Source organism: Micromonospora echinaurantiaca, assembly GCF_900090235.1.
GTDB classification, from domain to species: Bacteria; Actinomycetota; Actinomycetes; order Mycobacteriales; family Micromonosporaceae; genus Micromonospora; species Micromonospora echinaurantiaca.
The window spans coordinates 4,206,596-4,229,993 of sequence record NZ_LT607750.1 but is presented as its reverse complement, the minus strand read 5'-3'; the positions used below and the strand labels follow the sequence as shown (position 1 = coordinate 4,229,993).

20 protein-coding genes are annotated in these 23,398 nt (G+C 74.1%); 10 read left to right on the top strand and 10 right to left on the bottom strand.

All coding sequences use genetic code 11. The annotated features are described in order from the left end of the window. Positions 1-189: 189 nt before the first annotated feature. From GA0070609_RS19015 to GA0070609_RS19005, 3 genes are all read left to right on the top strand, one after another. Entirely contained in the window at positions 190-1,302 is a 1,113-nt protein-coding gene (locus GA0070609_RS19015) for a DegT/DnrJ/EryC1/StrS family aminotransferase (RefSeq protein ID WP_088995035.1), read from the top strand. Continuing rightward, positions 1,299-2,333 (top strand): Gfo/Idh/MocA family protein, encoded by a 1,035-nt coding sequence (locus GA0070609_RS19010; RefSeq protein ID WP_088995034.1) that lies wholly within the window; start codon positions 1,299-1,301, stop codon positions 2,331-2,333. The genes GA0070609_RS19015 and GA0070609_RS19010 overlap by 4 nt, the downstream gene beginning before the upstream one ends. A 140-nt stretch (positions 2,334-2,473) precedes the next feature. Then, positions 2,474-3,757, top strand: coding sequence for a nucleotide sugar dehydrogenase (locus GA0070609_RS19005; RefSeq protein ID WP_088995033.1), 1,284 nt, complete (start codon positions 2,474-2,476; stop codon positions 3,755-3,757). A gap of 86 nt (positions 3,758-3,843) precedes the next feature. Here GA0070609_RS19005 and GA0070609_RS19000 read toward each other — a convergent pair whose 3' ends face one another. The 5 genes from GA0070609_RS19000 to GA0070609_RS18980 form a co-directional block, all read right to left on the bottom strand. Beyond that, complete coding sequence (locus tag GA0070609_RS19000; protein ID WP_088995032.1) at positions 3,844-4,389, bottom strand: acyltransferase; 546 nt, start codon at positions 4,387-4,389, stop codon at positions 3,844-3,846. A gap of 92 nt (positions 4,390-4,481) precedes the next feature. Next, positions 4,482-6,191 (bottom strand): CDP-glycerol glycerophosphotransferase family protein, encoded by a 1,710-nt coding sequence (locus GA0070609_RS18995; RefSeq protein WP_088995031.1) that lies wholly within the window; start codon positions 6,189-6,191, stop codon positions 4,482-4,484. Between the two features lie 34 nt (positions 6,192-6,225). Then, complete coding sequence (locus GA0070609_RS18990) at positions 6,226-7,728, bottom strand: bifunctional cytidylyltransferase/SDR family oxidoreductase (protein ID WP_088995030.1); 1,503 nt, start codon at positions 7,726-7,728, stop codon at positions 6,226-6,228. A 133-nt stretch (positions 7,729-7,861) separates the two neighbouring features. Beyond that, the gene (locus tag GA0070609_RS18985) at positions 7,862-8,680 is read right to left on the bottom strand and encodes an ABC transporter ATP-binding protein (protein ID WP_088995029.1); all 819 of its coding nucleotides are present in this window, start codon (positions 8,678-8,680) and stop codon (positions 7,862-7,864) included. After that, positions 8,673-9,569, bottom strand: a complete 897-nt coding sequence (locus GA0070609_RS18980; protein ID WP_088995028.1) for an ABC transporter permease — start codon at positions 9,567-9,569, stop codon at positions 8,673-8,675. Before GA0070609_RS18980 ends, GA0070609_RS18985 begins: the two co-directional genes overlap by 8 nt. Positions 9,570-9,786: 217 nt before the next feature. Here GA0070609_RS18980 and GA0070609_RS18975 point away from each other — a divergent pair, with 217 nt between their 5' ends. The 3 genes from GA0070609_RS18975 (at position 9,787) to GA0070609_RS18965 (ending at position 14,606) form a co-directional block, all read left to right on the top strand. After that, on the top strand, positions 9,787-10,386 hold the full coding sequence (locus GA0070609_RS18975; RefSeq protein WP_172899532.1) for a TetR/AcrR family transcriptional regulator: 600 nt from the start codon (positions 9,787-9,789) through the stop codon (positions 10,384-10,386). A 152-nt stretch (positions 10,387-10,538) separates the two neighbouring features. After that, on the top strand, positions 10,539-12,629 hold the full coding sequence (locus GA0070609_RS18970; RefSeq protein ID WP_088995026.1) for a DUF6077 domain-containing protein: 2,091 nt from the start codon (positions 10,539-10,541) through the stop codon (positions 12,627-12,629). A 216-nt stretch (positions 12,630-12,845) separates the two neighbouring features. Then, positions 12,846-14,606, top strand: coding sequence for a CDP-glycerol glycerophosphotransferase family protein (locus GA0070609_RS18965; protein WP_088995025.1), 1,761 nt, complete (start codon positions 12,846-12,848; stop codon positions 14,604-14,606). Between the two features lie 82 nt (positions 14,607-14,688). On the opposite strand, the gene GA0070609_RS18960 is transcribed toward GA0070609_RS18965, so the two are convergent. Further along, positions 14,689-15,027: a DUF952 domain-containing protein gene (locus GA0070609_RS18960; RefSeq protein ID WP_088995024.1), complete on the bottom strand. Its 339-nt coding sequence runs from the start codon at positions 15,025-15,027 to the stop codon at positions 14,689-14,691. A gap of 128 nt (positions 15,028-15,155) precedes the next feature. Between GA0070609_RS18960 and GA0070609_RS18955 the strand changes: the two genes are divergently transcribed. The 3 genes from GA0070609_RS18955 (at position 15,156) to GA0070609_RS18945 (ending at position 17,666) form a co-directional block, all read left to right on the top strand. Continuing rightward, positions 15,156-15,467, top strand: a complete 312-nt coding sequence (locus GA0070609_RS18955; protein ID WP_088997826.1) for a hypothetical protein — start codon at positions 15,156-15,158, stop codon at positions 15,465-15,467. 98 nt (positions 15,468-15,565) lie between these two features. After that, positions 15,566-16,222: a response regulator transcription factor gene (locus GA0070609_RS18950; RefSeq protein ID WP_088995023.1), complete on the top strand. Its 657-nt coding sequence runs from the start codon at positions 15,566-15,568 to the stop codon at positions 16,220-16,222. A 10-nt stretch (positions 16,223-16,232) separates the two neighbouring features. Further along, entirely contained in the window at positions 16,233-17,666 is a 1,434-nt protein-coding gene (locus GA0070609_RS18945; protein ID WP_088995022.1) for a sensor histidine kinase, read from the top strand. 61 nt (positions 17,667-17,727) lie between these two features. Here the strand turns inward: GA0070609_RS18945 and GA0070609_RS18940 are convergent, their stop codons facing one another. From GA0070609_RS18940 to GA0070609_RS18925, 4 genes are all read right to left on the bottom strand, one after another. After that, positions 17,728-18,702, bottom strand: coding sequence for a TAXI family TRAP transporter solute-binding subunit (locus GA0070609_RS18940; protein WP_408630603.1), 975 nt, complete (start codon positions 18,700-18,702; stop codon positions 17,728-17,730). Between the two features lie 158 nt (positions 18,703-18,860). Continuing rightward, positions 18,861-19,526, bottom strand: coding sequence for a hypothetical protein (locus GA0070609_RS18935; RefSeq protein ID WP_172899531.1), 666 nt, complete (start codon positions 19,524-19,526; stop codon positions 18,861-18,863). A 98-nt stretch (positions 19,527-19,624) separates the two neighbouring features. After that, positions 19,625-20,419, bottom strand: coding sequence for a peroxide stress protein YaaA (yaaA, locus tag GA0070609_RS18930; protein WP_088995019.1), 795 nt, complete (start codon positions 20,417-20,419; stop codon positions 19,625-19,627). Between the two features lie 58 nt (positions 20,420-20,477). After that, positions 20,478-22,091: an ArnT family glycosyltransferase gene (locus GA0070609_RS18925; RefSeq protein WP_231928335.1), complete on the bottom strand. Its 1,614-nt coding sequence runs from the start codon at positions 22,089-22,091 to the stop codon at positions 20,478-20,480. Between the two features lie 138 nt (positions 22,092-22,229). Between GA0070609_RS18925 and GA0070609_RS18920 the strand changes: the two genes are divergently transcribed. Next, positions 22,230-23,270, top strand: coding sequence for an App1 family protein (locus GA0070609_RS18920; protein WP_088995017.1), 1,041 nt, complete (start codon positions 22,230-22,232; stop codon positions 23,268-23,270). The last annotated feature ends 128 nt before the right edge of the window (positions 23,271-23,398 follow it).

Here is a 23,398-nt window from a genome sequence, read left to right as displayed (position 1 = left end):
GGAGCACTCGGGATAACATGCCCGTACGTCCCGGAGTGCGCCGGGCGTCCTGTTTGTCCGGGTGATCCTTCCGCACCAACCCCAGCGGATCGTCCGGCGGTAACCCCACCACCCCTCCTGTCCACATCTGAACGACATGGCGCCGCGTCCGGACCCGGACGCGGTCGCTGTTCGACGGGAGGAAGCCCCATGGTCGGGCTGACCACAGAAGAGATTCCACCGGCGAGGCCGGTCATCGGCGAGGCCGAGATCGCGGCGGCGGTACGGGTGCTGCGCAGCGGCCGCGTCGCGCAGGGGCCGGAGGTCGCCGCGTTCGAGGAGGAGTTCGGCGAGCTGGTCGCCGGCCGGCACTGTGTCGCGGTGAACTCGGGCACCTCCGCCCTGCAGCTGACCCTGATGGCGCTCGGATTCGGCCCGGGCGACGAGGTGATCGTCCCGTCGTTCTCCTTCGCCGCCAGCGCCAACGCGATCCGGCTGGTCGGCGCCCGGCCGGTCTTCGTCGACATCGAACCCGGCAGCTTCTGCCTGGACCCGGCGGCGGTTGCCGCGGCGGTCACCCACCGCACGGTGGCGATCCTGCCGGTGCACCTCTACGGGCACCCCGCCGCGATGGACCGGATCATGGCGGTCGCCGACCGGCACGGGCTCGCCGTGGTCGAGGACGCCGCCCAGGCGCACGGCGCCGCCCTGGCGGGAAGGCCGGTCGGCGCGTTCGGCACGGCCGGCTGCTTCAGCTTCTACCCCACGAAGAACATGCACTCGCTGGAGGGCGGCATGGTCAGCACCGCCGACGGCGAGCTGGCCCGTACCCTGCGGCTGCTGCGCAACCAGGGCATGGAGCAGCGGTACGCCAACGAGATCGTCGGCGCCAACATGCGGATGACCGACGTGGCCGCGGCGATCGGCCGGGTGCAGTTGCGCCAGCTGCCGGAGTGGACGGAGCAGCGGCGGGCCAACGCGAAGCTGCTCGACGCCCGGATCACCGGCATGGTCACCCCGCCGGTCGCCGACGCCGCCCGGCACGTCTACCACCAGTACACGGTGCGGGTGCCGGGTGGTCGCCGCGACGCGGCCCGCCGGCGCCTCACCGAGCTGGGCGTCGGCAACGCCGTTCACTACCCCACGCCGATCCACCGCCTGCGGCCCTACCTCGCCGAGGACGGCCGACCGGGCCCGTGGGAGCTGCCGGAGACCGACCGGGCCGCCGCCGAGGTGATCTCGTTGCCGGTGCACCCGGCGGTGTCCCAGCAGGACCTGGAGCGGATCGCCGAGGCCGCCAACCTCGCCGGGGGTGCCCGATGACGCGGGCCCGGCTGCGCGCCGGCCTGATCGGTCTCGGCGCCATGGGGCGTAACCACGCCCGGGTCCTCGCCGCCCTGGACGGGGTGGAGCTGGTCGGCATCGTCGACCCGGCGGGCGACCCGACCAGCGCGCTGCGGGTGCCGGTGGTGCCCGACCTGGACGGCCTGCTGGCGATCGGCGTCGACTACGCCGTGGTCGCCTGCCCGACGGCGCTGCACGAGCAGGTCGGGCTGGCGCTGGCCGCCAGCGGCGTGCCCGCGCTCATCGAGAAGCCGCTCGCCCAGTCGGTGGCCGCCGCGAGCCGCCTGGTCGAGGCGTTCGAGGCCGCCGGCCTGGTGGCCGGGGTCGGCCACATCGAGCGGTACAACCCGGCCCTGCAGAGCCTGCGCCTGCGGCTGGAGGCCGGCGAGCTGGGCGAGGTGTTCCAGGTGGTCACCCGGCGGCAGGGGCCGTTCCCGCACCGGATCGCCGACGTGGGCGTGGTGATGGACCTGGCGACCCACGACATCGACCTGACCAGCTGGGTGGTCGGCCGGGAGTACCGGACGGTGTCGGCGCGGACCGTCTCGCGCAGCGGCCGGCTGCACGAGGACATGGTCGCCGCGGTCGGCCAGCTGGCCGGCGGCGCGATGGTCAACCACCTGGTCAACTGGCTGAGCCCGCTGAAGGAACGGTCCACCGTGGTCACCGGCGAGCGGGGCTGCTTCGTCGCCGACACCCTCACCGCCGACCTGACCTGGTACGCCAACGGGGCGATCGACACCGAATGGGAGGCGCTGCGCGCCTTCCGTGGCGTGGCCGAGGGCGACATGGTCCGGTACGCGATCCCGAAGCGCGAACCGCTCCTGGTGGAGCACGAACGGTTCCGCGACGCGGTCGACGGCAAGCAGAGCGACATCGTCACCCTGCGGCAGGGGCTGCGCACGGTGCGGGTCGCCGCCGCGCTGCTCCAGTCCGCGGCCGAGGGCAGCACGGTGGCGATCGACACCGACCTCGCACCCGTAGCCGCGGCGACCGTCGCGCTGTCCTGAGCGCCTCATCCATCCCGCGGTTCTGACCGGGCCCGGATCCGGGCCACTCCGCACCAACCGCCCGGCCGGCTCGTTGTCGCCGTAGTGCCCGCGCCACCGGGTCGGCCGGCCGCCGTTTCCAAGACGAAGAAGGAAGAGCCATGAACATCTGTGTCGTCGCCCTCGGGAAGATCGGGCTGCCGCTCGCCGTGCAGTTCGCGACGAGCGGGCACCGGGTGGTCGGCGCCGACGTCTCCGAGCGGGTCGTCGGGCTGGTCAACGACGGGGCGGTCCCGTTCCCGGGCGAGGCCGACCTGGACGTCCGGCTGAAGGAGGCGGTGGCGGCCGGCCTGCTGTCGGCCACCACCGACACCGCGGCGGCCGTCGCCCGGTCCGAGGCGGTGGTCCTGGTGGTGCCGCTCGTCGTGGACGACCGGGGGCTGCCGGACTTCGGCTGGATGGACGACGCCACCCGGGCGGTGGCGGCCGGGCTCCGGCCGGGCACCCTGGTCAGTTACGAGACCACGCTGCCGGTCGGCACCACCCGGCACCGGTTCGGCCCGATGCTGGCGCAGGGCAGTGGGCTGACCGTGGGCGAGGACTTCCACCTGGTGTTCAGCCCCGAGCGGGTGCTCACCGGCCGGGTCTTCGCCGACCTGCGCCGCTACCCGAAGCTGGTCGGCGGCGTGGACCGGGCGTCGACAGCGCGGGGCGTGGCGTTCTACGAGTCGGTGCTCCAGTTCGACCCCCGGCCGGACCTGCCCCGCGCCAACGGCGTGTGGGACCTCGGCTCGGCCGAGGCGGCGGAGCTGGCGAAGCTGGCCGAGACCACCTACCGGGACGTGAACATCGGCCTCGCCAACCAGTTCGCCCGGTTCGCCGCCACCGTCGGGGTGGACGTCACCACCGTGATCGAGGCCTGCAACACCCAGCCGTACAGCCACATCCACCAGCCCGGCATCGCGGTGGGCGGGCACTGCATCCCGGTCTACCCGCGGATGTACCTGTGGAACGACCCGGCCGCCAGCGTGGTCCGCGCCGCCCGGGAGGCGAACGCCCAGATGCCGCAGTACGCCGTCGATCTGCTGGCCACCGCGTACGGCGACCTGACCGGAGTGGAGGTGCTGGTCCTCGGCGCCGCCTACCGGGGCGGGGTGAAGGAGACCGCCTTCTCCGGCGTCTTCCCGACCGTCGACGCGCTGCGCGCCCGGGGTGCCCGGCCGTACGTCTGCGACCCGATGTACACGGCCGCCGAGCTGACCGCGCTGGGGCTGCCGGCGTACGACGACCAGGCCGTCACCGCCGCGGTGATCCAGGCCGACCACCCGGAGTACCGGTCGCTGACCCCCGCCGACCTGCCCTCGGTACGGGTGCTGGTGGACGGTCGCCGGATCACCGACCCGGCGCGCTGGACCGGCGTCCGCCGGATCGTGATCGGCGGCTGACCACCCGGCCGGGCCCCTCCGGTCAGCCCAGGCCGAGGCGAGGCCGGTCAGCCCCGAGGCCGCCGGTCAGCTCTGAGGTCGGCCGATCAGGCCAGGTCGAGGCCGGCGGGGCGGGTGCCCGGGTCGCGGGAGATCACCTCGCCCCGGGCGTCCACCCAGCCCAGCGGGCGGGCCGGGTTCCCGGCCACGAGCTGGTACGGCGGCACGTCCCGAGTCACCACCGAACCGGCCGCGACCATCGCGTACGCGCCCACCTCGATGCCGCAGACCAGGGTGGCGTTGGCGCCGATCGAGGCGCCCCGGCGGACCAGGGTCGGCGTGACCGTCCAGTCCGGGTTCTGCGCGCGGGGGCGCAGGTCGTTGGTGAAGACCACGCACGGGCCGACGAAGACCTCGTCCTCAAGGGTGACGCCCTGGTAGACGGAGACGTTGTTCTGGATCTTCACGAGGTCGCCGACCGTCACGCCGGCGTCGACGTACACGTTGCGGCCGATGACGCAGCCGGCGCCCACCCGGGCGGAGGACCGGATGTGCGCCAGGTGCCAGACCTTCGTGCCGTCCCCGACGTACGCGCCCTCCTCGACGTCGGCCGTGGGGTGGACGAAGGCGGGGGAGAGCGCGGTGTCAGCCATGTCGACTCGCAGGACTCGGGTATCGGGACTCGACGTAGGATAAGTCCCTCTTGACCGATTTCACCGGCACCGCGCCGGATGTTCGGGCGGAGTCAGGTGGCGGGGGAGACGGCCTCCGGTTCGACCGGCAGCCCGCCCGTACGCGGCGCCGGCGGCCGGCCGCCCCGGTCGAGTTCCCGGCGGGCGGCGGCCAGGAACGCCTCCGCGTACGACTCGGCGGGGAAGTCGCCCAGGTAGCGCCGCCGGGTCGCCCACCGGTCCGGTGCCAGCGGGTCGGTGTCGAGCAGCGCGGTGAGCACCTCGTCCACGTTGGCCATGTCCCGGCTCAGCACGTAGCCGGAGCCGGCCAGCGGGAACCGCTCGGTGAACCGGTCACCGTCGCCGCCCATGTCGGTCACCGCGTACGGCTTGCCCGAGTAGAGGTAGTCGGAGATCACCCCGGACACGTCGGAGACCAGCGCGTCCGAGCGGTTCACGCACTCGGTCAGGGTCAGCTCGCGGGCGGCGGCGCCGAAGACGTGCTGCCGGCCGGTGCGCGCCCGGTCGGCGGCCAGCAGTTCGGTGAGCCGGCCCAGCTGCCGGGCCGAGGCCGGGTTCTGCGCGGTGTACGGGTGCGCCCGCAGGATCACCGTGGCCCCGCGTGCCAGCAGCCGTCGCAGCAGCGTCTCCGCCACCGGCAGCGAGCAGTAGTTGGCGTCCGCGTGGTGCCCCGTCCAGGTCGGCGTGTAGAGCACCGTCGGCTGCGCCAGGCCGCGCGCCGGCTCCGGGCGGACCTTGATCGCCTCCACCTGCGGGCGGCCGACCACCTCGAACTTCTCCGCCGGGATCTCCACCCCGGCCCGGGCGTACCGGTCGATGGCGGCCTCGCCGGCCACGAAGATCCGGTCGAAGATCGCCGAGACCGGGTTGGCGCTGGGCGCCTTGTCGCTGTCGCCGTGGTGCAGCTGCACGTGGGTGAGCTGGGTGAACCGGATGCAGTGGCTGTTCTTGGCGCCGTGGTTGACGTAGAAGGCCACCCGCAGGCTCGGCACCAGCGCCTCGTCCATCGCCTTCAGCGTGGGGCAGTAGACCACCGGGGCGGTGGTGGCCGCCGCGATGCTGCGCAGGAACTCCGGCTCGCGCACCATGACCAGGAACGGCCGGCCGATCCGCTCCAGGTACGGCAGCCACATGGTGACCTGGTACTCGGAGCCGGGCGGCGCGGAGAAGTGCAGCAGGAACTCGGGCTGGTGCCGGCGCAGCGCCCGGGTCACCGCCGACCCGCCGGCCGGCGGCCGGAACCGCCGCCGGGCCAGGTCGAGGCCGACCGCGCCGGCGCTCGCGCCGACCAGCAGGCTGGCGACCAGCGCGACGGCGGCGGGCAGCGCGAACGCGGCCGCCAGCGCGACCACCGCGAGCAGCCCGAGCAGGGCGCTGCCCAGCCGGGCGGCGACCAGCGGCGTCCAGCCGCGCACCGGCAGGTTGGCGGCCCGGATCTCCAGGTTGCCGGCGTCGCGCAGCGGCCCGACGAGCAGCACCAGGCCCAGCAGCACCAGCGCGGTGACGGCCAGCACGGGATCGAACCCGGCGTCGAGCCGCCGGGCGTAGCCGACCAGGATGCTGGCCGCGACCAGCACGGTCTCCGGCACGCTGTCGGCGCCGGGCCGGACCCGCCGCTCCCACGCCGCCGCGGCGAGCGCGGCCACCGCCAGGCCGAGCCCCCAGCCGGTGGCGCCGGTCAGCGCCACCACCAGGAACGCCAGCACGGCCAGCCCGGTGGTCAGGCCCCGGGCGATCAGCTTCCGGACCAGGTCACCACGCATCTCGGCTGCGCCTCCCGCCGTCGCCGCGCCCGGGTCAGCCGCCGACGGCGGCGCCCGCCGCCTGGTCGGCCTGCGCCGGCGTCGGCTGGGCGGGCACCTCGCCCGGCGCCCGGCGTACGTCGATGACCTGCCCGGTGAGGTCGGAGATCAGCACGTCCAGCGACGCCCGGGCGACGGTCTCGGCGGCGAGCAGGGTGTGCTCCGGCTCCTCACCGAACGCCTTGGTGCGCATCGGGGTGGCGGTCCGCTCCGGGTTGACGCAGTTGACCCGTACGCCGAACTCGGCCCACTCGTCGGCCAGCGCCTGGGTGAGGTTGACCAGGGCGGCCTTGGTGGAGGAGTAGAGCGCGTACTGGGCCCGGCCCCGGGTGTAGGAGCTGGAGGTGTAGAGCAGCAGCTGACCCTTGGTCTGCTGGAGGTAGGGCAGCGCCTGCCGGGCGGCGATGACCGGCCCGACGAAGTTGACCTGGAGTACCCGGTCCATGGTCTCCTCGTCCATCTCGACGAGGGCGCCCTTCTCCAGGATGCCGGCGGTGACCACCACGTGGTCGATCCGGCCGGTGGCCTCGAAAGCGGTCTTCAGCGCGGCCTCGACGTCCGCGGCGCGCTCGACGTGGGTGCCGGTGCTGGAGCGGCTGAACGGGAAGACCTGGGCGCCGTAGCCGCGGGCCAGCTCGGCCAGGTCGTGCCCGATGCCGTAGCTGCCGCCGAAGATCACGATCGTCCGGCCGGTCAGCTCCTCGGTGTAGCTGCGGTGGTCGGTCAGCCGGGGCGCCTGGGCGGCGGCGAGCTGGAAGAGCTTGTCCGCCAGGTGCACGTCGACCGGGTGGGTGACCTTGATGTTCTCGTCCGAGCCGTCGATCACCTTGATCGGCGTGCCCGGCAGGTAGCGCAGCACCACGCCGCAGTCGTCGGTGGCGGCGAAGTCCGGGTCGCTCTCGGCGCGCCGGTACGCCTCGCGGATGGTGCCGGAGCGGAACGCCTGGGGGGTCTGCCCGCGGCGCAGCGACGAGCGCACCGGGATGTCGGTGATGCAGTCGTCCTCATCGACCTGAATGATCGTGTCGGCCGACGGGATGGCCACGTCGACCGCCGAGTACGTCCAGAGCGCGTTCACGCACTCCCGCACGATCCGGCCGCTGACCAGGGGCCGCACCGCGTCATGGAAGAGGATGTTGCAGTCGCCCGCGCCGACCGCCTCCAGCGCGATCCGGGTGGTGGCGTTGCGCGTGTCACCACCCTCGATGACCTTGGTGACCTTGCGGAAGCCGGCCTTCTCGACGATCCGCTGGGCGTCGGCGACGTGGCCGGCGGCCATCAGCACGATGATCTCGTCGATCTCCGGGGCCGCCTCGAAGACCGCCAGGGTGTGCTCGATGATCGGCTTGCCGGCGATCTTCAGCAGCTGCTTCGGGATGCCGAGGCCCAGCCGGGTCCCGGTGCCGCCCGCCAGGACCACCGCCACCGTCCGCGAGGGCCGCCACGGCGCCGCGGTCTGCGGCGCGGCGTCCGGGCCAGTGGTGTGGTCCTGCGTCATTGCCGATCCTCACTCTCAGGGGTACGTGAACAGAAGGTTCCGCCGGCGCGGCGACGGGATGAACCTTAACGCGCCGGCCGCGCCGCCCCAACGCGACGACGCGGCCCGCGCGCACGCGGGTCGATGGCTGGGCCTACTTGCCGTTGGCGAACGCCTCGTAGGCCCGGACCACCTCGTCGGTCGGGCCGTCCATCCGGATGACGCCCGATTCCAGCCAGATCGTCCGTTCGCACGTGTCGCGGACGGAGGAGAGCTGGTGGCTGACCAGGAACACCGTGCCGGCGCTCTCCCGCAACTCCCGCACCCGCTGCTCGCTGCGCTTGCGGAAGCCCTTGTCGCCGGTGGCCAGCGCCTCGTCGATGAGCAGCACGTCGTGCTTCTTCGCCGCGGCGATCGAGAAGCGCAGCCGGGCGGCCATGCCGGAGGAGTAGGTACGCATCGGCAGCGAGGCGAAGTCGCCGCGCTGGTTGATCCCGGAGAACTCGATGATCTCCGGGGTCTGCCGCTGCACCTCCGTCGGGTGCATCCCCATCGCCAGGCAGCCCAGTACGACGTTGCGCTCGCCGGCGAGGTCGTTGAAGAGGGCGGCGTTCACGCCCAGCAGCGAGGGCTGGCCCTGGGTGTAGATCGCGCCGCGGTTCACCGGCAGCAGGCCGGCGATCGCCCGCAGGATGGTCGACTTGCCCGAGCCATTGCTGCCGATCAGCCCGATCGCCTCACCCCGGTACGCGGTGAAGCTGACCCCCTTGACCGCGTGCACCTCCCGGATGTTCGGCGCGGAGGTGCGGGTCACGATCCGCTTGAGCGCGCCCACCGGCCCGCCACCGCCGCCGGCGCCCTTGTGCACCCGGTAGATCACGTGCGCGTCGTCGACCACCACTGTCGGGATCCGCTCCCGGACCCGGGGCAGGGTGACCGTCACGTCGTTGGACGTCTCGAAGTGCTCAACCACGGCCGTACTCCTGTTCGCCGCGCCAGAAGTAGAGGAAACCGCCGGCGCCCATCACGATCGCCCAGCCCACCGCCACCAGCCAGAGCTGCGGCAGGGAGGAGTTGAGCAGCGGGGCGTCCTCCAGCAGGGCGACCCGGCCCAGCTCGATGTAGACCAGCATCGGGTTCAGCTCGACCAGCCGGGTGGCCCAGCCGGGCAGGTTCTCCGCGAAGAGCGTGACGCTGTAGAGCACCCCGGAGCCGTACATCCAGGCGCGCAGCAGGAACGGCATGACCTGCTTCAGGTCGGCCACCTTCGCGCCCAGGCGGGCCACCGCCATGGTGAGCCCGGCGTTGAAGATCGTCTGGAGCAGGATCGCCGGCACCAGCACCAGCCAGCCGAGGGTGAGCGGCTCGCCGGTGATCAGCACGATCGCGATCAGCACCACCATCGCCCCGAGCAGCTGCTGGAACTGGGTGACCGTGACCGCGAGCGGCAGGCAGGCCCGGGGGAAGTGCAGCGCCCGGATCAGGCCCAGGTTGCCGGTGATCGACTGGGTGCCGTTCTGCACCGCCGTCTGGGTGAAGTTGAAAATGAACAGGCCGGTGCAGAGGTACGCGATGAAGTTCGGGATCTCCCGCTGCTCCAGCACCAGGCCGAAGATCAGGTAGTAGACCGCCGCGTTGGTCAGCGGGGTGAGCACCTGCCACAGCTGCCCCAGCTTGGCATTGCTGAACGACGCGACCAGCTTGGCGTTCGCGTACGCGGAGATGAAGTGCCGGTAGTGCCAGAGCCGCCGGCTGTACTCGGCCAGCGAGGGACGTTCGCCGGCGACCCGCAGCCCGTACCGGGCGGCGAGCTGCGCCTGGGTGAGGCCGGCGTCGGGGTCGGCCAGCGCCGTGTCGGCCATGGATGGGCGCTCCGATCTTTCGGTTCGACGGGGATGCGCGCGACGATGGAATCTAGCGTGGCCAGTGCGTGGAGCGCCGCCCCCGTCGCTGCGTGGACCGTAGTTCAAAACACGTCGGGACGCAACCGTACCGTCGTTGCGCTACATTGTTCCACGTGACAGCCGAGAAGAGTCCCAGGTGACGACCGAGAAACGGCGCACGCCGGCCGGCGCGGCCGTGCTCCGTGACGACATCACCACGGCCATCCGCCGGGCCCTGATGCAGGAGCTCGCGGCCGTCGGCTACGGCCGGCTCTCCATCGAGGCGGTGGCCCGCCGCGCCGGGGTGAGCAAGACCGCCATCTACCGGCGGTGGAGCTCGAAGCTGGAACTCGTGCTGGACATCGTCGCCGCCGCCGCCGGCGGCAAGCTGCCGGCGCTGGACACCGGGACCCTGCGCGGCGACCTCGAACTGCTCTTCCAGGTGGTGGCGCACGCGTTGCGGCACCCGCTGGCCTCGCAGATCATTCCCGACCTGCTGGCCGAGGCGGCCCGCAACCCGACCATCGACGAGACCCTGCAGCGGGTGCTGCGCGCCCGGCAGCAGGAGATCGGCGGCCGGCTGATCAGCCGCGCGGTGCAGCGCGGCGAACTGCCCGCCGACACCGACCCGGACGCGGCGGTCGACCTCATCGTCGGCCCGCTCTACTGGCGGCTCGCCATCGCCCGCACCCCGCTCACCACCGGCTACCTCGACACCCTGGTCGAGTCGGTCGCGATCGGGCTGGGCGCGGACGGGGCGCTGCCCCGACAGCGGGAGGCCCCGGTCACCGGCTGACCTGCCGACCCGCCGGCGCCGCCCGCGCCGGACACCGGCGCCCGAACGGTCCGGCTAGTCTGCTTGCCAGTCGGGTCGCCGACGGGCCCCGCCGGCACCGTCGTCCCGTTTCATCGCCCACACCGTGCCCGTACAACCGACAAGGACCCCCCGTGTCGAAAGTCGACCACGTCGCCGTCGTCCCGCCGCGCTCCGCCGCGGCCGCGACCCCGGCTCCGGCGGAACCCGGCCGGCTCCGGTCCCTGATCGCCGCCGCGCCCGCCGTCCTCACCGACGCCGGCGTGCTGGCGTTCGCGCTCTGGACGGTGCTCTACCACGCGGCATTCCTGTTCAGCCTGGCCCCGTCGGTGACCTTCACGATCTGGCTGGCCGGTTGCCTGGTGCTGGCCGGGGTGGCGGTGCTGCGGGCCGTGCGACGGCGCCCGGCGGCGTCCCCGGTCGACCCGGCCACGGCCGCCGCGCCGGCGGCCACCACCGGGGAGGCGGCCGGGTACCCCCGCCGCTGGCTGGTCGTGGTGCTGGCCGCGGCGACCGTGGCCGCGGTCACCGCCGGTCTGGCGAACACCACGGCCGGCGACGGGATGTCCTGGTGGGTCCCGGCCAGCGCCGGGGCGGTCGCGGCGGTCGGCGGGATGCTGCTGATCCGCCGGATGTGGCTGAGCTCGCCGGTGACCGCGTCGGTCGCGCCGGCGCCGACCGCGTTCCAGTCCGGGTACGCGCTGGTCGTCTCGCTGCTGGTCGCCATCTCCTCGTTCTTCATCGCCCGCAACACCCCCGACGACGTCTACTACGTCGGCAAGTCGGTGTGGATCGCCGAGCGGGACATCATCCCGATGAACGACTTCCTGTTCACCGAGAACGTCGCGCCGCCGATGGGTTCCCAGCCGCCGATCGCGTCCATCGAGGTGTTCGCCGGGGCGCTGGGCCGGGTCTTCGGCATCCACGGCGCCTCGGCCACCTGGTACGTGCTGCTGCCGGTGCTCGCGGTGCTCGCCATCCTCGCCCTCTGGCGGCTGGTGCAGCGCTGGGCCCCGCGCCGGCCGCTGCTCGCGTTCAGCGTGGCCGTCGCCTTCCTCTACCTGGTGGCCGGCAGCGACGCCGCGCTCGGCACCTTCCACCTGCCCCGGCTCTACGAGGGCAAGGGCATGTTCGTCTCGGCGGTCATCCCGCTGATGTGGCTCTACCTGACCAACTGGTTCGACAACCGCTCCCGGTGGGGCCTGCTGCTCATCGTCGCGCTCTCGGTGACCGCGACCGGGCTCACCACCACCGCCGCGATCATCCTGCCGATGCTGGTCGGCGCCGCGGCGTTCGCCATGCTGCTGGTCGGCCGCTGGAAGGACGCGCTGCTGGCCGGCGCGGCCGCTGTCACGTACCCGGTCGGCTCGGTGGTGGTCTCCCAGCTGGTCCTCGACATGGCGGCCGCCACCGGCGCGGACGACGCGTTCTTCGACGCCGAGTACACCTACCGGCGGACGCTGATGATCGGCGTGGTCGGGGTGATCTGCGGGCTGGCGCTGTGGTGCGGCCCGCTGCTGGCCCGCCGGCGCACCCCGGCGCTGCTCGCCGCCGGCGGCACCCTGACGCTCAGCGTGCTGCTCATCCCCGGGGTGCTGGAGCTGCTGAGCGACCTCAGTGGCATCTCGGTGGTGCTCTGGCGGGTGCCCTGGCTGCTGGCGCTGCCCACGCTGGTCGGGCTGCTCTGCACGGTGGACATCCCCGCCCGGATGCCGGCGCTGCGCCGAGTGGTCGGCGTCGGCGTCGCGGCGGCCATGGTCGCCTCGTTCGCGGTCTTCGCCACCCCGATGTGGTCGAAGGAGAGCTGGGTGACCGTGCACGACCGGCCGACCTGGAAGCTGCCGCAGCAGCGACAGGGGATCGCGTTCTGGATCAAGGACCTGGACCGGCCGGACGGGCTCGTCCTCGCCCCGTCGGTGATCATGCGGACCTCGCTGATTGTCACCAGCCGGGTGCGGGTGGTCCTGCCCCGCGACTTCTACCTGGTGGAGTACGACCTGAACTCCGACTTCGCCAAGGACCGGCTGCTGCTCGCCAAGTTCGCCGACGGGACCATCACCCCGTCCGAGGCGGAGGTGGCCGCGGCGATCGACCGGCTCGGCGTCGGCACCATCTGTGTCTACAACGGCAACAGCTACGCCCGGGAGATGGCGCCGCGGCTCGGCTTCGAGCAGTTCGCCGAGCGTCCCGCGCCCGGCGCGGTGACCTGCTTCCGGCGCGGCTGAGCGGCACGCCGGCCGTCCGCGACGACGCCGTGGGAGTGTGCCCGCGGTGCGGCGTGGACGGCCGGGTGCGGGGTTTGACCGAAAGGTGCCGGATACCCGAGCGACGCCCGGCTGTCCCTTCGCGTTAAGGTCGCAGCACGCGCTGACGGCCCGCCGCGGGGGGAAGAGCACGACATGGGCCCGGCCCGTCATCGATCTTCGTAGGGAGCGTACTCGTTGTTCGGCACGTTGACAGGACGCATCGGAGTTGCCGCCCGCGGCGCGCTGCTGGTGTTGTCCTACCTGGTCATGCTCGCCGCGGGCGCACTCGGCTGGATCGGCTTGTTCGCCGTCGCCGGGCTGGTCGCCGTGCTCGGCGAATTCGCCCTGATGCGCTGGTCGCCCGCCTCCGACGTGCTGCTGGAGAAGGTCGGCCTGAACCGCGGGTACCGGCAGCTGACCCGCGACCTGGCGAGCGTGCTGCTGGTGGCCGCCGAGGTGGCGCTGAGCGGAGTCGAGCTCAGCCTGCTGCTGGTGCTGCCCGCCGCGGTGTGGGTGGTCGCGGTCTTCTCCGGCGCGCTGGTCACCATGATCGAGCGGCGCAATCCGCAGTCGGCGCTGGTGCGCAACATCGAGCTGGGTCGGCTCCGCTCGGCTCCCGAGCCGCCGGCCTGGGCGTCCGCCATCGCCGGTGACCGGATGCCGGTGGTCAACGTGCTGCTGGTGCCGGCCGCGGTGGTGGCCGCGGTGTCGGACGACGCGGCCCCGTTCCTGGTGACCGCGGCGGTGGCGGTCGCGGTGACCGGGGTGGTCGGCGCGATCGTCGCGCTGACCTGGCTGCGCGGCCGGGGCAGCGGGCAGAGCCCGTTGCTGCCCGCCGTGCAGCGCTGGCTGGACACCTACCGCCCCGAGGTGGCGCTCTACTTCGCCGGCCCGGCCAAGGACGTCTACCAGGCCAACATGTGGCTGGCCCCGACCGAGGCGCTGCAGCAGCGCGCGGTGGTGCTGCTGCGCAACAAGGAGGCGTTCCTCGAACTCGCCGACACCCGGCTGCCGGTGATCTGCGTACCGGCCGGGGTGGACTTCATGAACCTCGAACTGGGCAGCGTGCGCGCGGCGCTCTACGCCGCCAACGTGGGCGCGAACATCCACATGCTCCGCGAGCCGGGCATGAAGCACGTCTTCGTCGGGCACGGCGACAGCGACAAGGCGGCCAGCGTCAACCCCTACAGCAAGGTGTACGACGAGGTCTGGGTGGCCGGGCTCGCCGGCCGCGAGCGGTACGCCCGGGCCGGAGTGGGCGTGCTGGACTCCGACATCGTCGAGATCGGACGCCCGCAGCTGGCCGGCGTGCACACCTTCGGCGCCGAGGCGGTGGACCGGCCGTTCACCGTCCTCTACGCACCCACCTGGGAGGGTTGGCTCGACGACGACCCCTACCACACCTCGCTGGTGCTGATGGGCGAGCGGATCGTCAAGGGGCTGCTCGCCGTCTCGCCCCGGATCCGGCTGGTCTACAAGCCGCACCCGCTGACCGGCTCGCGGGCCAAGGAGGCCAAGGCGGTGCACGACCGGATCGTGGGGCGGATCCGGGCCGCCGGCGGCGACACCGACGCGACCTCGCTGGACGGCACCCGGCACCTGGTGGTCACCGGCCGCACGCCGGCGCTGTTCGACTGCTTCAACCAGACCGACCTGCTGATCAGCGACGTGTCCAGTGTGGTCTCCGACTTCGTGCAGAGCCAGCGGCCGTACGTGGTGGCCAACCCGGGCGGGCTGCCGGAGGACGAGTTCCGCCGGGAGTACCCGACCGCCCGCGCGGCGTACCTGCTCTCCGCCGACTGCGGCGAGCTGGAGAAGATCGTCTCGCTGACCCGGGCCGGCGACGACCCGCTGACCGAGGCCCGCCGGGAGCTGAAGACCTACCTGCTCGGCCCGGCGGAGGCCAACCCGATGGACCGGTTCCAGGAGGAGATCGCCCGGCTCTGCCACCGCTGAGCGCGCGCGCACCGACCTCGCCGCGCCCGGGACGACCACGTCGTCCCGGGCGCGGCCCTGTCCGGCGTACGCCGGGAACCGCTCAGTCGAGCAGGGCGGCCACCGCGTCGGCGGCCGGGGTGTCCGCCGGCAGCGCCTGCGCGGCCACCACGGCGGCCACCGGCAGTGGGCCGTACAGGTGCGGGAAGAGCTGCCCACCGCGGGACGGCTCCCAACGCAGCGCGTCGCCCAGCCGGGCCGGGTCGACGGTCAGCAGGGTCAGCCCGGTGACGCCGGCGAAGTGCCGGCGGGCCGTCTCCACCACCTGGTCGGCGGCCGAGAGGTGGACGAAGCCGTCCTGCCGGTCCACGGCCGTGCCCGCCAGGCGCCCGGCGGCCAGCGCCTCGTCCCACTCGGTGGTCGGCAGCAGCTTGTAGATCACATCGGGAGCCTACGCGCCCGGGAGGGCGGCGGGCGGCTCGTCCCGGCGCGGCCGGTTTCGCCGGTACCGGCCCGTCCGTCGCCTCCGGCCCGGCATGCTCAGGTGGAGCGGTTCGGAGAGGGATGGCGATGCAGAGCTACGACGACGACTGGACCGACAGCCAGCGCGCGCTGTACGACGAGTGCTACCAGGCCGGCGGGGAGTGGGCCGAGGACCCGGACACGCCGAGCGAGGACGTGCAGCACGTGATCAACCTCGGCGAGGCCGACGACGACACCCTGGCCGACGCCGAGATCGACTTCCCGCCGCTGGTCGACGCGGTCACCCAGGCCACCGGGGAGAACGTGACCAGCGTGCCGGCCAGCCACGACGATCCCGGCTTCCGGGGCTTCGTGGACGGAGTCCGGGACGCCGTCGCCGACGACACTTTCGGCCTCTAGCGCGTCCGACCGACGCCGTACCACCGGGGCCGGCCCTCCCGCCCCGGTCCGGCTTCTGCCACCATTCGGGTCGACGGACCGACGAATGGGGGACCCGCTTGCGCATCCTGCTGGTCGAGGACGACCGCCGGGTGGCCGCCGCGCTCTCGTCCGCCCTCACCCGGCGGGGCTACGAGGTCGAGCACGCCGCCACCGTCGCCGCCGCGCTCTCCGCCGCCCCCTGCGACCTGGTCCTGCTCGACCTGACCCTGCCCGACGGCGACGGCACCGACCTGTGCCGGGAGCTGCGCCGGCGCAGCTCGCAACTCGGCATCATCGCGGTGACCGCCCGGGGCGAGGAGCGGGACCGGGTGCTCGGGCTGCGGCTCGGCGCGGACGACTACGTGGTCAAGCCGTTCTCGATGGTGGAGCTGCAGGCCCGGATCGAGGCGGTGCTGCGCCGGGCCGCGCACACCGTGCCCGAGCGCAACCTGATCGAGTCCGGGCCGGTCCGGATCGACGTGGCGGCCCGTACGGTGACCGTGGCCGGCCGGGCGGTGGCGCTCACCCGCAAGGAGTTCGACATCCTGCTCTCGCTGGCCCGGCAGCCGGGGGTGGCGGTGCCCCGCGACCGGATCCTGCTCGACGCCTGGGGCACCACCTGGGCCGACCGGCACACCGTTGAGGTGCACGTCGGCTCGCTGCGCGGCAAGTTGGGCGACCCGCGCCTGGTGGAGACGGTGCGCGGGGTCGGCTACCGGCTGCGCGGCGAGTGAGGGGGCACTGGTGCGCCGCCGCCTGGTGATCAGCTATCTGCTGCTGATGGTGCTGGTCCTGATGGCGCTGGAGACCCCGCTGGCGGCCACCCTGGCCACCCGGGAGACCGACCGGGTCCGCGCCGACCGGCTCGCCGACGCGACCCGGTTCGCCTCGCTGGCGGGGCCGGCGCTGCGCGGCGGAACGCCCGGCCCGATCGACAACGAGTTGCGCAGCTACGACGAGCTGTACGGGATCGGCGCGGCGGTGGTCGACCGGGACCGCCGTACCGTGGTCGCCTCGGCGAGCTGGCGGGCCGCCCCGGGCACCGGCGCGGCGCTGGACACCGCCCTCTCCGGCCAGCAGGCCAGCGGACCGGAGTCGGTCTGGCCGTGGGTGGACGGGCCGATCGTGGTGGCGGTGCCGATCAACGACGGCGGCGAGGTGCTCGGCGCGGTGGTCACCGCCACCCCGGCCGACGCGGTCCGCCGTACCGTCACCACCTGGTGGCTGCTGCTTGCCGGGCTGGGTTTGCTCGCGGTGCTGGCCTGCGTGCTCACCGCGTTCGGCCTGGCCGGCTGGGTGCTTCGCCCGGTCACCGAACTGGACGCGGTCACCCACGAGATCGCCGAGGGGGACCGGGGCGCCCGGGTGCAGCACCGGCTGGGTCCGCCCGAGCTGCGCCGGCTGGCGACCAGCTTCAACCACATGGCCGACGTGGTGTCGGACGTGATGGACCGGCAACGCGCCTTCGTCGCGCACGCCAGTCATCAGCTACGCAATCCGCTCACCGCGCTGCGGCTGCGGGTGGAGGAACTGGGGCCGAGCCTGACCGATCCGCAGGGGCGCGCGGAGCACCGGCTCGCCCTGGAGGAGACCGACCGGCTGGCCCTGGTGCTGGACGCGCTGCTCACCCTGGCCCGCGCCGAGCGGCGGGAGAACCAGCGGGTGACCGTGGACGCGGCGGAGGTGGCCGCCGCCCGGATGTCCGCCTGGGAGCCGCTGGCCCGGCACCGGTCGGTCACCCTCCGGCTGGTGGCCACCGACGCGCCCGCGTACGCGCGGACCGTGCCGACCGCCATCGACCAGGCCCTGGACGCGCTGATCGACAACGCGGTGAAGTTCAGCGGCGCCGGCGGGGAGGTGACGGTGACCGTCCGGCGGCAGGACGGCGGGATCGCGCTGGAGGTGCGGGACACCGGCCCGGGGATGACCGCCAGCCAGCTGGGCCAGGCGACGGAACGCTTCTGGCGGGCGCCGGAGGTGCAGAACGTCGACGGCGCCGGGCTGGGCCTGACCATCGCCGCGGTGCTGGCGGACGCCTCGGACGGGCGGCTCACCATGCGCCCCGGGCAGCCCCGCGGCCTCGTCGCCGGCCTCTGGTTCCCCACCCCCACCGACCACCCCCCACCCCCCGACTCCACACCCACCGCCCCCACACCCCGGGGCGCCGTGATCGTCTGATCGTGAGCAGGCCGGGAGGGCGACCGTGGACCTGCCCACCGTCAGACGATCACCGTTGGGATCAGGGTTTGGTGGCGCGGTACCAGGCGGCGGCGCCGGGGTGCAGCGGCAGCGGGGCGGTGGCGATCGCCGCGCGGGGGCTCATCCGCCCGGCCGCCGGATGCGCGGCGGCCAGCTCCGCCCGGCGCTCCATCAGCAGCCGGGTCACCTCCCGGACCAGTGACTCCGGCAGGTTGGCCCGGACGACCAGGAAGTTCGGGTTGGCCACCGTGGTGACCGGGTCCACGCCGTACACGGAGCGGGGGATGTCCCGGGAGACGTACACCTCGGGGTTGCCGTGGCGCAGCGGATCGGTCCAGTCGCCCAGGTCGACGATCCGGATGGCGGTGGCGCCGGACAGCTCCTCGACGGCCCGTACCGGCAGCCCGCCGGAGAAGAAGAACGCGTCGATCCGCCCGGACCGCAGCGCAGCGACCGAGTCGTCCAGGCCCAGCCGCTCGCGGTGGACCGCGTTGTCGCCCAACTGGGCCACCGCCAGCAGCCGGCTCGCGGTGATCTCGGTGCCGGAGCCGGCCGCGCCCACCGACACCCGCCGGCCGCGCAGGTCGGCCAGCGTGCGCACCGGGCCGCCGGCGGTGGTGACCAGGTGCAGCAGGTCGTCGTAGACCCGGGCCACCGCGAGCACCGACGGGTGCGTGGCGGGCGCGGCCGGCAGCACGTCGGCCTGGGTGAAGCCCAGCTCGGCGTCGCCGGCGCCGACCAGCCGGACGTTCTCCGCGGAGGCGGCGGTGACCACCACGCTGGCGCGCACCCCGGGCAGCTCCCGGTTGAGGATGGCGGCCAGCGACTGCCCGAAGGCGTGGTAGACGGCGGTCGGGCTGCCGGTGGCGATCCGGATCGGCACCGACGCGGCGGGGGCGTCGCGGCAGCCGGCGACGCCGGTCAGCGCCGCGACCAGCAGCAGCGCCAGCAGCGCCCGCGGGCGGGCGGGGCGCGGGCGGGCGCGACGGGACCGGAATCGACTCACGCGCTGCACTCTGCGCCCTGCGGGCGACGGCACGCAAGCCCGGAGCCCGGGCCGGCCGAGGCGGTCGAGCGGTTCGTCCTGCGCGGGCCGGGGCCGGCGGCCCCGGTCGGGCCGGGGCGCCGGAGCGGGGGCCGCCGTGCAGCACCACCGCCGGGAGGCCGGTGGGCTCAGCTGGCCCGGTTGGCCGGCCCGAGGGCGGTGCTGTGCAGGATGCGCTGACGGTCGGGGCCGTCGGCGACGCTGACCAGGAAGCAGCCGGTGCCCGGGCGGAGCAGCGCCGGGACGTCCAGCAGGGCGGCGCCGCGGATCAGCACGGCGGCGAGTTCCCGGTCGGTCAGCCGTACGCCGAGGATGTGCCGGCGGACGTGCCGTCCGCCGGCCAGCAGGGCGGCCCGCCAGGCCGCCGCGGCCAGCCGCGGCCGCCACACCCGGCGCGGCATCGAGGCGCCGGGGAACGGCCCGCCGAGCAGTTCCCGCCGCCCCTGCCGCCAGCCGGCCTCCAGTAGCCGGGCGTACGCCGGCCGGTGTTCCCGGGGCACCGAGAGCCGGTGCAGTTCGTAGCGGCGGCGCAGCCCGCCGACGGCCAGCTCGTGCTCCACCGGGACGTCGAGGCGGGCGAGCAGCTGCCGCATCCGCTGGGCCGCCTCCTCCCGGTTGAACTCCACCGTGCCGTTGCGGTGCGGCGGGGGCGGCTGCCGGTGCCCGACCCCGGCCGGTGGGGGCATGCAGCGCAGCAGGCAGGCGGCCTCGAACGCGTCGGCCAGGGTCAGCCAGTCCAGCGGCGGCGGCGTCGCCGGCAGCCGGGGGCGGTCGAGCAGGGTCGGTTCCAACAGGGGCGCTCCTCGTGGGGCGTCGGGTCCCCTTACCGTTACCCGTGCGCCGCCCCCGCGGTACCGATCCGCGCCAGCCTTGAGGAAATCTTGCGGCTGCCCTACAGCTCGGTGACCACCACGTCGACCACCCGTGGCCGTCCGGTTGCCGTGGGCTGCTCCAGCACCGGGTACTTCAGGTCGCGCAGCGCCGTCACCAACCCGTCGGCGGTCCGCGGCCGGGCGCCGGCGAGCAGCAGGTCACGGACCAGCCGACCCTTGGTCGCCTTGTTGAAGTGGCTCACCACGGACCGGACGGGCACCCCGTTGACGTCGCGTTCGTGCAGCACCCGGACGGTCACCGTGCGTTCGGCCAGCTTGCCGCGGGGCGTCCAGGTCGCCGCGTACGCGCCGGAACGCAGGTCGAGCACCGGCCCGTCGCCGGCCGCCTCGATCATCGCCGGCGCCAGCGCCCGCCGCCACCACGTCGCCAGCGCGCCGACGCCCGGCAGCTTCACCCCGATCGGGCAGCGGTACGGCGGGATCCGGTCGGTGAGCCGGACCGCGCCCCACAGACCCGAGCTGACCAGCACCGACCGGCGGGCCGCGCGCAGCGCCGCTGGGGGCAGCGACGCCAGGTCGAGCGCCTCGTAGAGCACCCCGGTGTAGATCCGGCCGGCGGGCGCCGTGGCGGCCTCCCGCAGCCGGGCGTTGCGCCGCAGCTCGCCGGCCTGCCCGGGGCTGAGCCCGAGCGTGGCCCGCGCCGTCTCCGGGTCGCCGGTGGCGAGAGTGACCAGGGCCGCCAGCACCTCCTCCCGGGCCGGGGTCAGCTCCGGCAGGGAGAGCCGGGTCAGGTCCAGCCGGCGGCCGGTGCCGGCGTCGGCCTTCCCCTCCGAGGGTGGCAGCAGGACGAGCATCGGTGACTCCTCGATCGTGCCGGCGATCGGGCCGGCCCGGTCAGCGTACGGGGCGGGCCTACTGCCACGGCCGCACCGGCTCCGCCGGGTGGTACACGCGATACCCGCCCGCCTCGGTGACCAGCGCGGCGTCGGCCCGGTCGCCGAGCAGCCGGCGCAGCCGCCATTCCAGGGTCGAGCCGGCCTCGACCACGTAGCCGGGCCGGTCGGCCCGCCCCACCCGGTCCCAGTACGCCGGCACCCGGTTCTGCCCCGGGGTGAGGTGGCCGTCGAGCACCCCGCAGACCACCTCCTCGGCGGTGTTGAAGACCAGCCGGTTGCAGGTCCAGTAGTCGGCGTACACCTCGCGCAGGCCGCTGCCGCGCACCGCGGCGGCCAGGTCGCGGGCCTGCCGCTCCTCGGTCCGCGACGCCGCCGTGCCGACGGCGGCGAAGAGCACGGTGACCACGAGCGTGGTGGCGGCCAGCGCGGCCAGCGCGGCGGTGGCGAGCGCGCCGGTCAGCCGGCCGGCCACCCCGACCGTGCCCCGCCAGCAGGCGACCGCCGCCAGCCAGAGCGGCCAGAGCACCGCCGGCAGCGACAGCTGGAGCACCGACAGGTAGCGCGCGTTGCCCAGCGGGTCGGTGGCGGCCTGCGGGCTGCGCAGGTACGACGCCAGGGTGGCGGCGGCGCCGACGACCAGCGCGAGCTGCACCACCGGGCCGACCCGCCGGCCGCGCGGGCCGCCGCGGCGGTACGCGACCACCGCCACCGCCGCGGCGGCCACCAGCAGCACCGGGTAGAGCAGCCCGAACCACTCCTGCCAGCGGGCGCAGCCGTCGACCGGGCAGAGCCCGCCGGCCAGCGGCACCCCCTCCAGCAGCCCGCCGCGCAGCCGCTCGGACCACGGCGGTACGGCCCCGGTTCCGGCGCTGATCTCGCGGAACACCGACACCGAGTCCTCGCCGGGCGGGGCGACCAGGTTGTCCCGGACCATCGGCGCCACGCCGAGCCCGAAGCCGACCAGCAGCAGTCCGCCGGCCCAGCCGAGCAGCTCCCGCCGGAGCACCCAGAGCAGGGCCAGCCCGGCGACCACCAGGTACGGCACGATCAGCCAGTCCGACCAGACGGCCATCCCGGCGAGCAGGCCGAACAGCCCGACGGCCAGCCGCCGGTGGCGGAGCGTACGCTGCGCGAGCCCCACCACGATCAGCAGCATCAGCAGCACCGCCGCCTTCACCTCGGGCCGGCCGCCGACCACGGTGACCTGGTCGCGGATCACCCGCTCCGAGCCGAGCGCCAGCAGGCCGACGACGAAGGTGGCAAACCACGGCGAGGCGATCCGCCGGGTGAGCCGGTGGATCAGCCAGAGGAAGAGCGCGTAGAGCGCCAGCAGCGGCAGCCGCAGCACCGGCCAGCTCGGGCCGGCCAGCGCCACCAGCGGCGCGGCCAGGTAGGACTCCAGCATCCCCATGTAGCGCTGCCCGTACAGGAAGACCGGGCGGTGCCGGCCTTCGGCGATGTGCAGCGCGGCCAGCCCGAAGGTCGCCTCGTCGCTGTTGGAGACGGGCACGGTCTGCAGCGTCAGGACGAGCCGGTAGCCGACCCCGACCAGGCCGAACAGCAGCGCGACGAGCGCCGGCCGGTCGAGCTGCGGGCGCCGACGCTCCCGGTTGCGCACTGGTTGCGACACGACCAACGCCCCCGTCGTCGTCCCGACCGGAGTGTTTCACGTACGGCCGGACGGGCGCGGCGGATCGGCGGAGCCGGCGCCGGGCGGTGCGGTCGTCTCGCGTGGCCGGCCTGGCCGGGGTGTGGCAGGGTGGCAAACGTGCCACCCACTCCCGCCGGCCAGCTGGCCGTACCGCACCTGCACCGGGCCGCGCGGATCGAGGACGCCATCCACCAGCTGGTCGAGCGCCGGCTGCGGCGCACCGGCTGGCGGATCAACATCATCGCGTACACCGGCTACGGCGCGCCGGGTTGGGTGCGGGTGATGTGCCGGGTGCTGCTGGGCCGGCCGGACACCCGCCAGCGGGCCCGGCTGGAGAAGGTGCGCGGCTGGCGCAGCTTCACCACCCTGCCGGCCAAGCACGTGACGGTGACCATCGAGGCGGGTGGGGTGCGGCACGAGGCGCAGGCCGACCGCAGCGGCTTCATCGACACCGTGGTGTCGGCCGACCTGCCGCCCGGCTGGGGGTCGGTGCGGCTGAGCATGCCGGACGCCGAGCCGGTGGAGGCGCCGGTACGCATCCTCGACCCGGACGTCCGGTTCGGTGTCATCTCCGACATCGACGACACGGTCATGGTCACCGCGCTGCCCCGCCCGCTGCTCGCCGCGTGGAACACGTTCGTCCTGGACGAACACGCCCGCACCGCGGTGCCCGGCATGGCGGTGCTCTACGAGCGGCTGGTCACCGCGCACCCGGGAGCGCCGGTCTTCTACCTCTCCACCGGCGCGTGGAACGTCGCGCCGACGCTGACCCGGTTCCTGTCCCGGCACCTCTACCCGGCCGGGCCGCTGCTGCTCACCGACTGGGGCCCGACGGCCGACCGGTGGTTCCGCAGTGGCCGCGAGCACAAGCGGGTCACCCTGGCCCGGCTGGCCAAGGAGTTCCCCGACGTGCGGTGGCTGCTGGTCGGCGACGACGGCCAGCACGACCAGGAGATCTACCGCGAGTTCGTGGTCGCCCACCCGGAGAACGTGGCCGGGGTGGCGATCCGTCGGCTCTCGCCGACCCAGGCGGTGCTGGCCGGTACTTTGCCGGCTCCGGCCGGGCCCTCGTCGCAGGGGCCGGTGGGGCAGAAGTGGCTCTCCGCGCCGGACGGCGCCGGGCTGTGGAAGCTGCTGCGCGAGGCGGGCCTGGTCTGACGGACGTCCGAGCCGGTGCTCGCCGCCCGGCGGTGACCTGCCGGGGCCTGCGGTCGCGCCGCGGCGGGACGGCGGCGTGGTGACGCAGGGCGACCGACCTGGATAGCACTTCCCTTTCCAGCCTGATA

Bases quoted from the DNA above. Each gene is read 5' to 3' on its own strand.
- GA0070609_RS19010 (WP_088995034.1), top strand. From the start codon at position 1,299: ATGACGCGGGCCCGGCTGCGCGCCGGCCTGATCGGTCTCGGCGCCATG.
- GA0070609_RS18980 (WP_088995028.1), bottom strand. From the start codon at position 9,569: ATGGCCGACACGGCGCTGGCCGACCCCGACGCCGGCCTCACCCAGGCG.
- GA0070609_RS18990 (WP_088995030.1), bottom strand. From the start codon at position 7,728: ATGACGCAGGACCACACCACTGGCCCGGACGCCGCGCCGCAGACCGCG.
- GA0070609_RS19015 (WP_088995035.1), top strand. From the start codon at position 190: ATGGTCGGGCTGACCACAGAAGAGATTCCACCGGCGAGGCCGGTCATC.
- GA0070609_RS18955 (WP_088997826.1), top strand. From the start codon at position 15,156: ATGCAGAGCTACGACGACGACTGGACCGACAGCCAGCGCGCGCTGTAC.
- yaaA (WP_088995019.1), bottom strand. From the start codon at position 20,419: ATGCTCGTCCTGCTGCCACCCTCGGAGGGGAAGGCCGACGCCGGCACC.
- GA0070609_RS19005 (WP_088995033.1), top strand. From the start codon at position 2,474: ATGAACATCTGTGTCGTCGCCCTCGGGAAGATCGGGCTGCCGCTCGCC.
- GA0070609_RS18995 (WP_088995031.1), bottom strand. From the start codon at position 6,191: ATGCGTGGTGACCTGGTCCGGAAGCTGATCGCCCGGGGCCTGACCACC.
- GA0070609_RS19000 (WP_088995032.1), bottom strand. From the start codon at position 4,389: ATGGCTGACACCGCGCTCTCCCCCGCCTTCGTCCACCCCACGGCCGAC.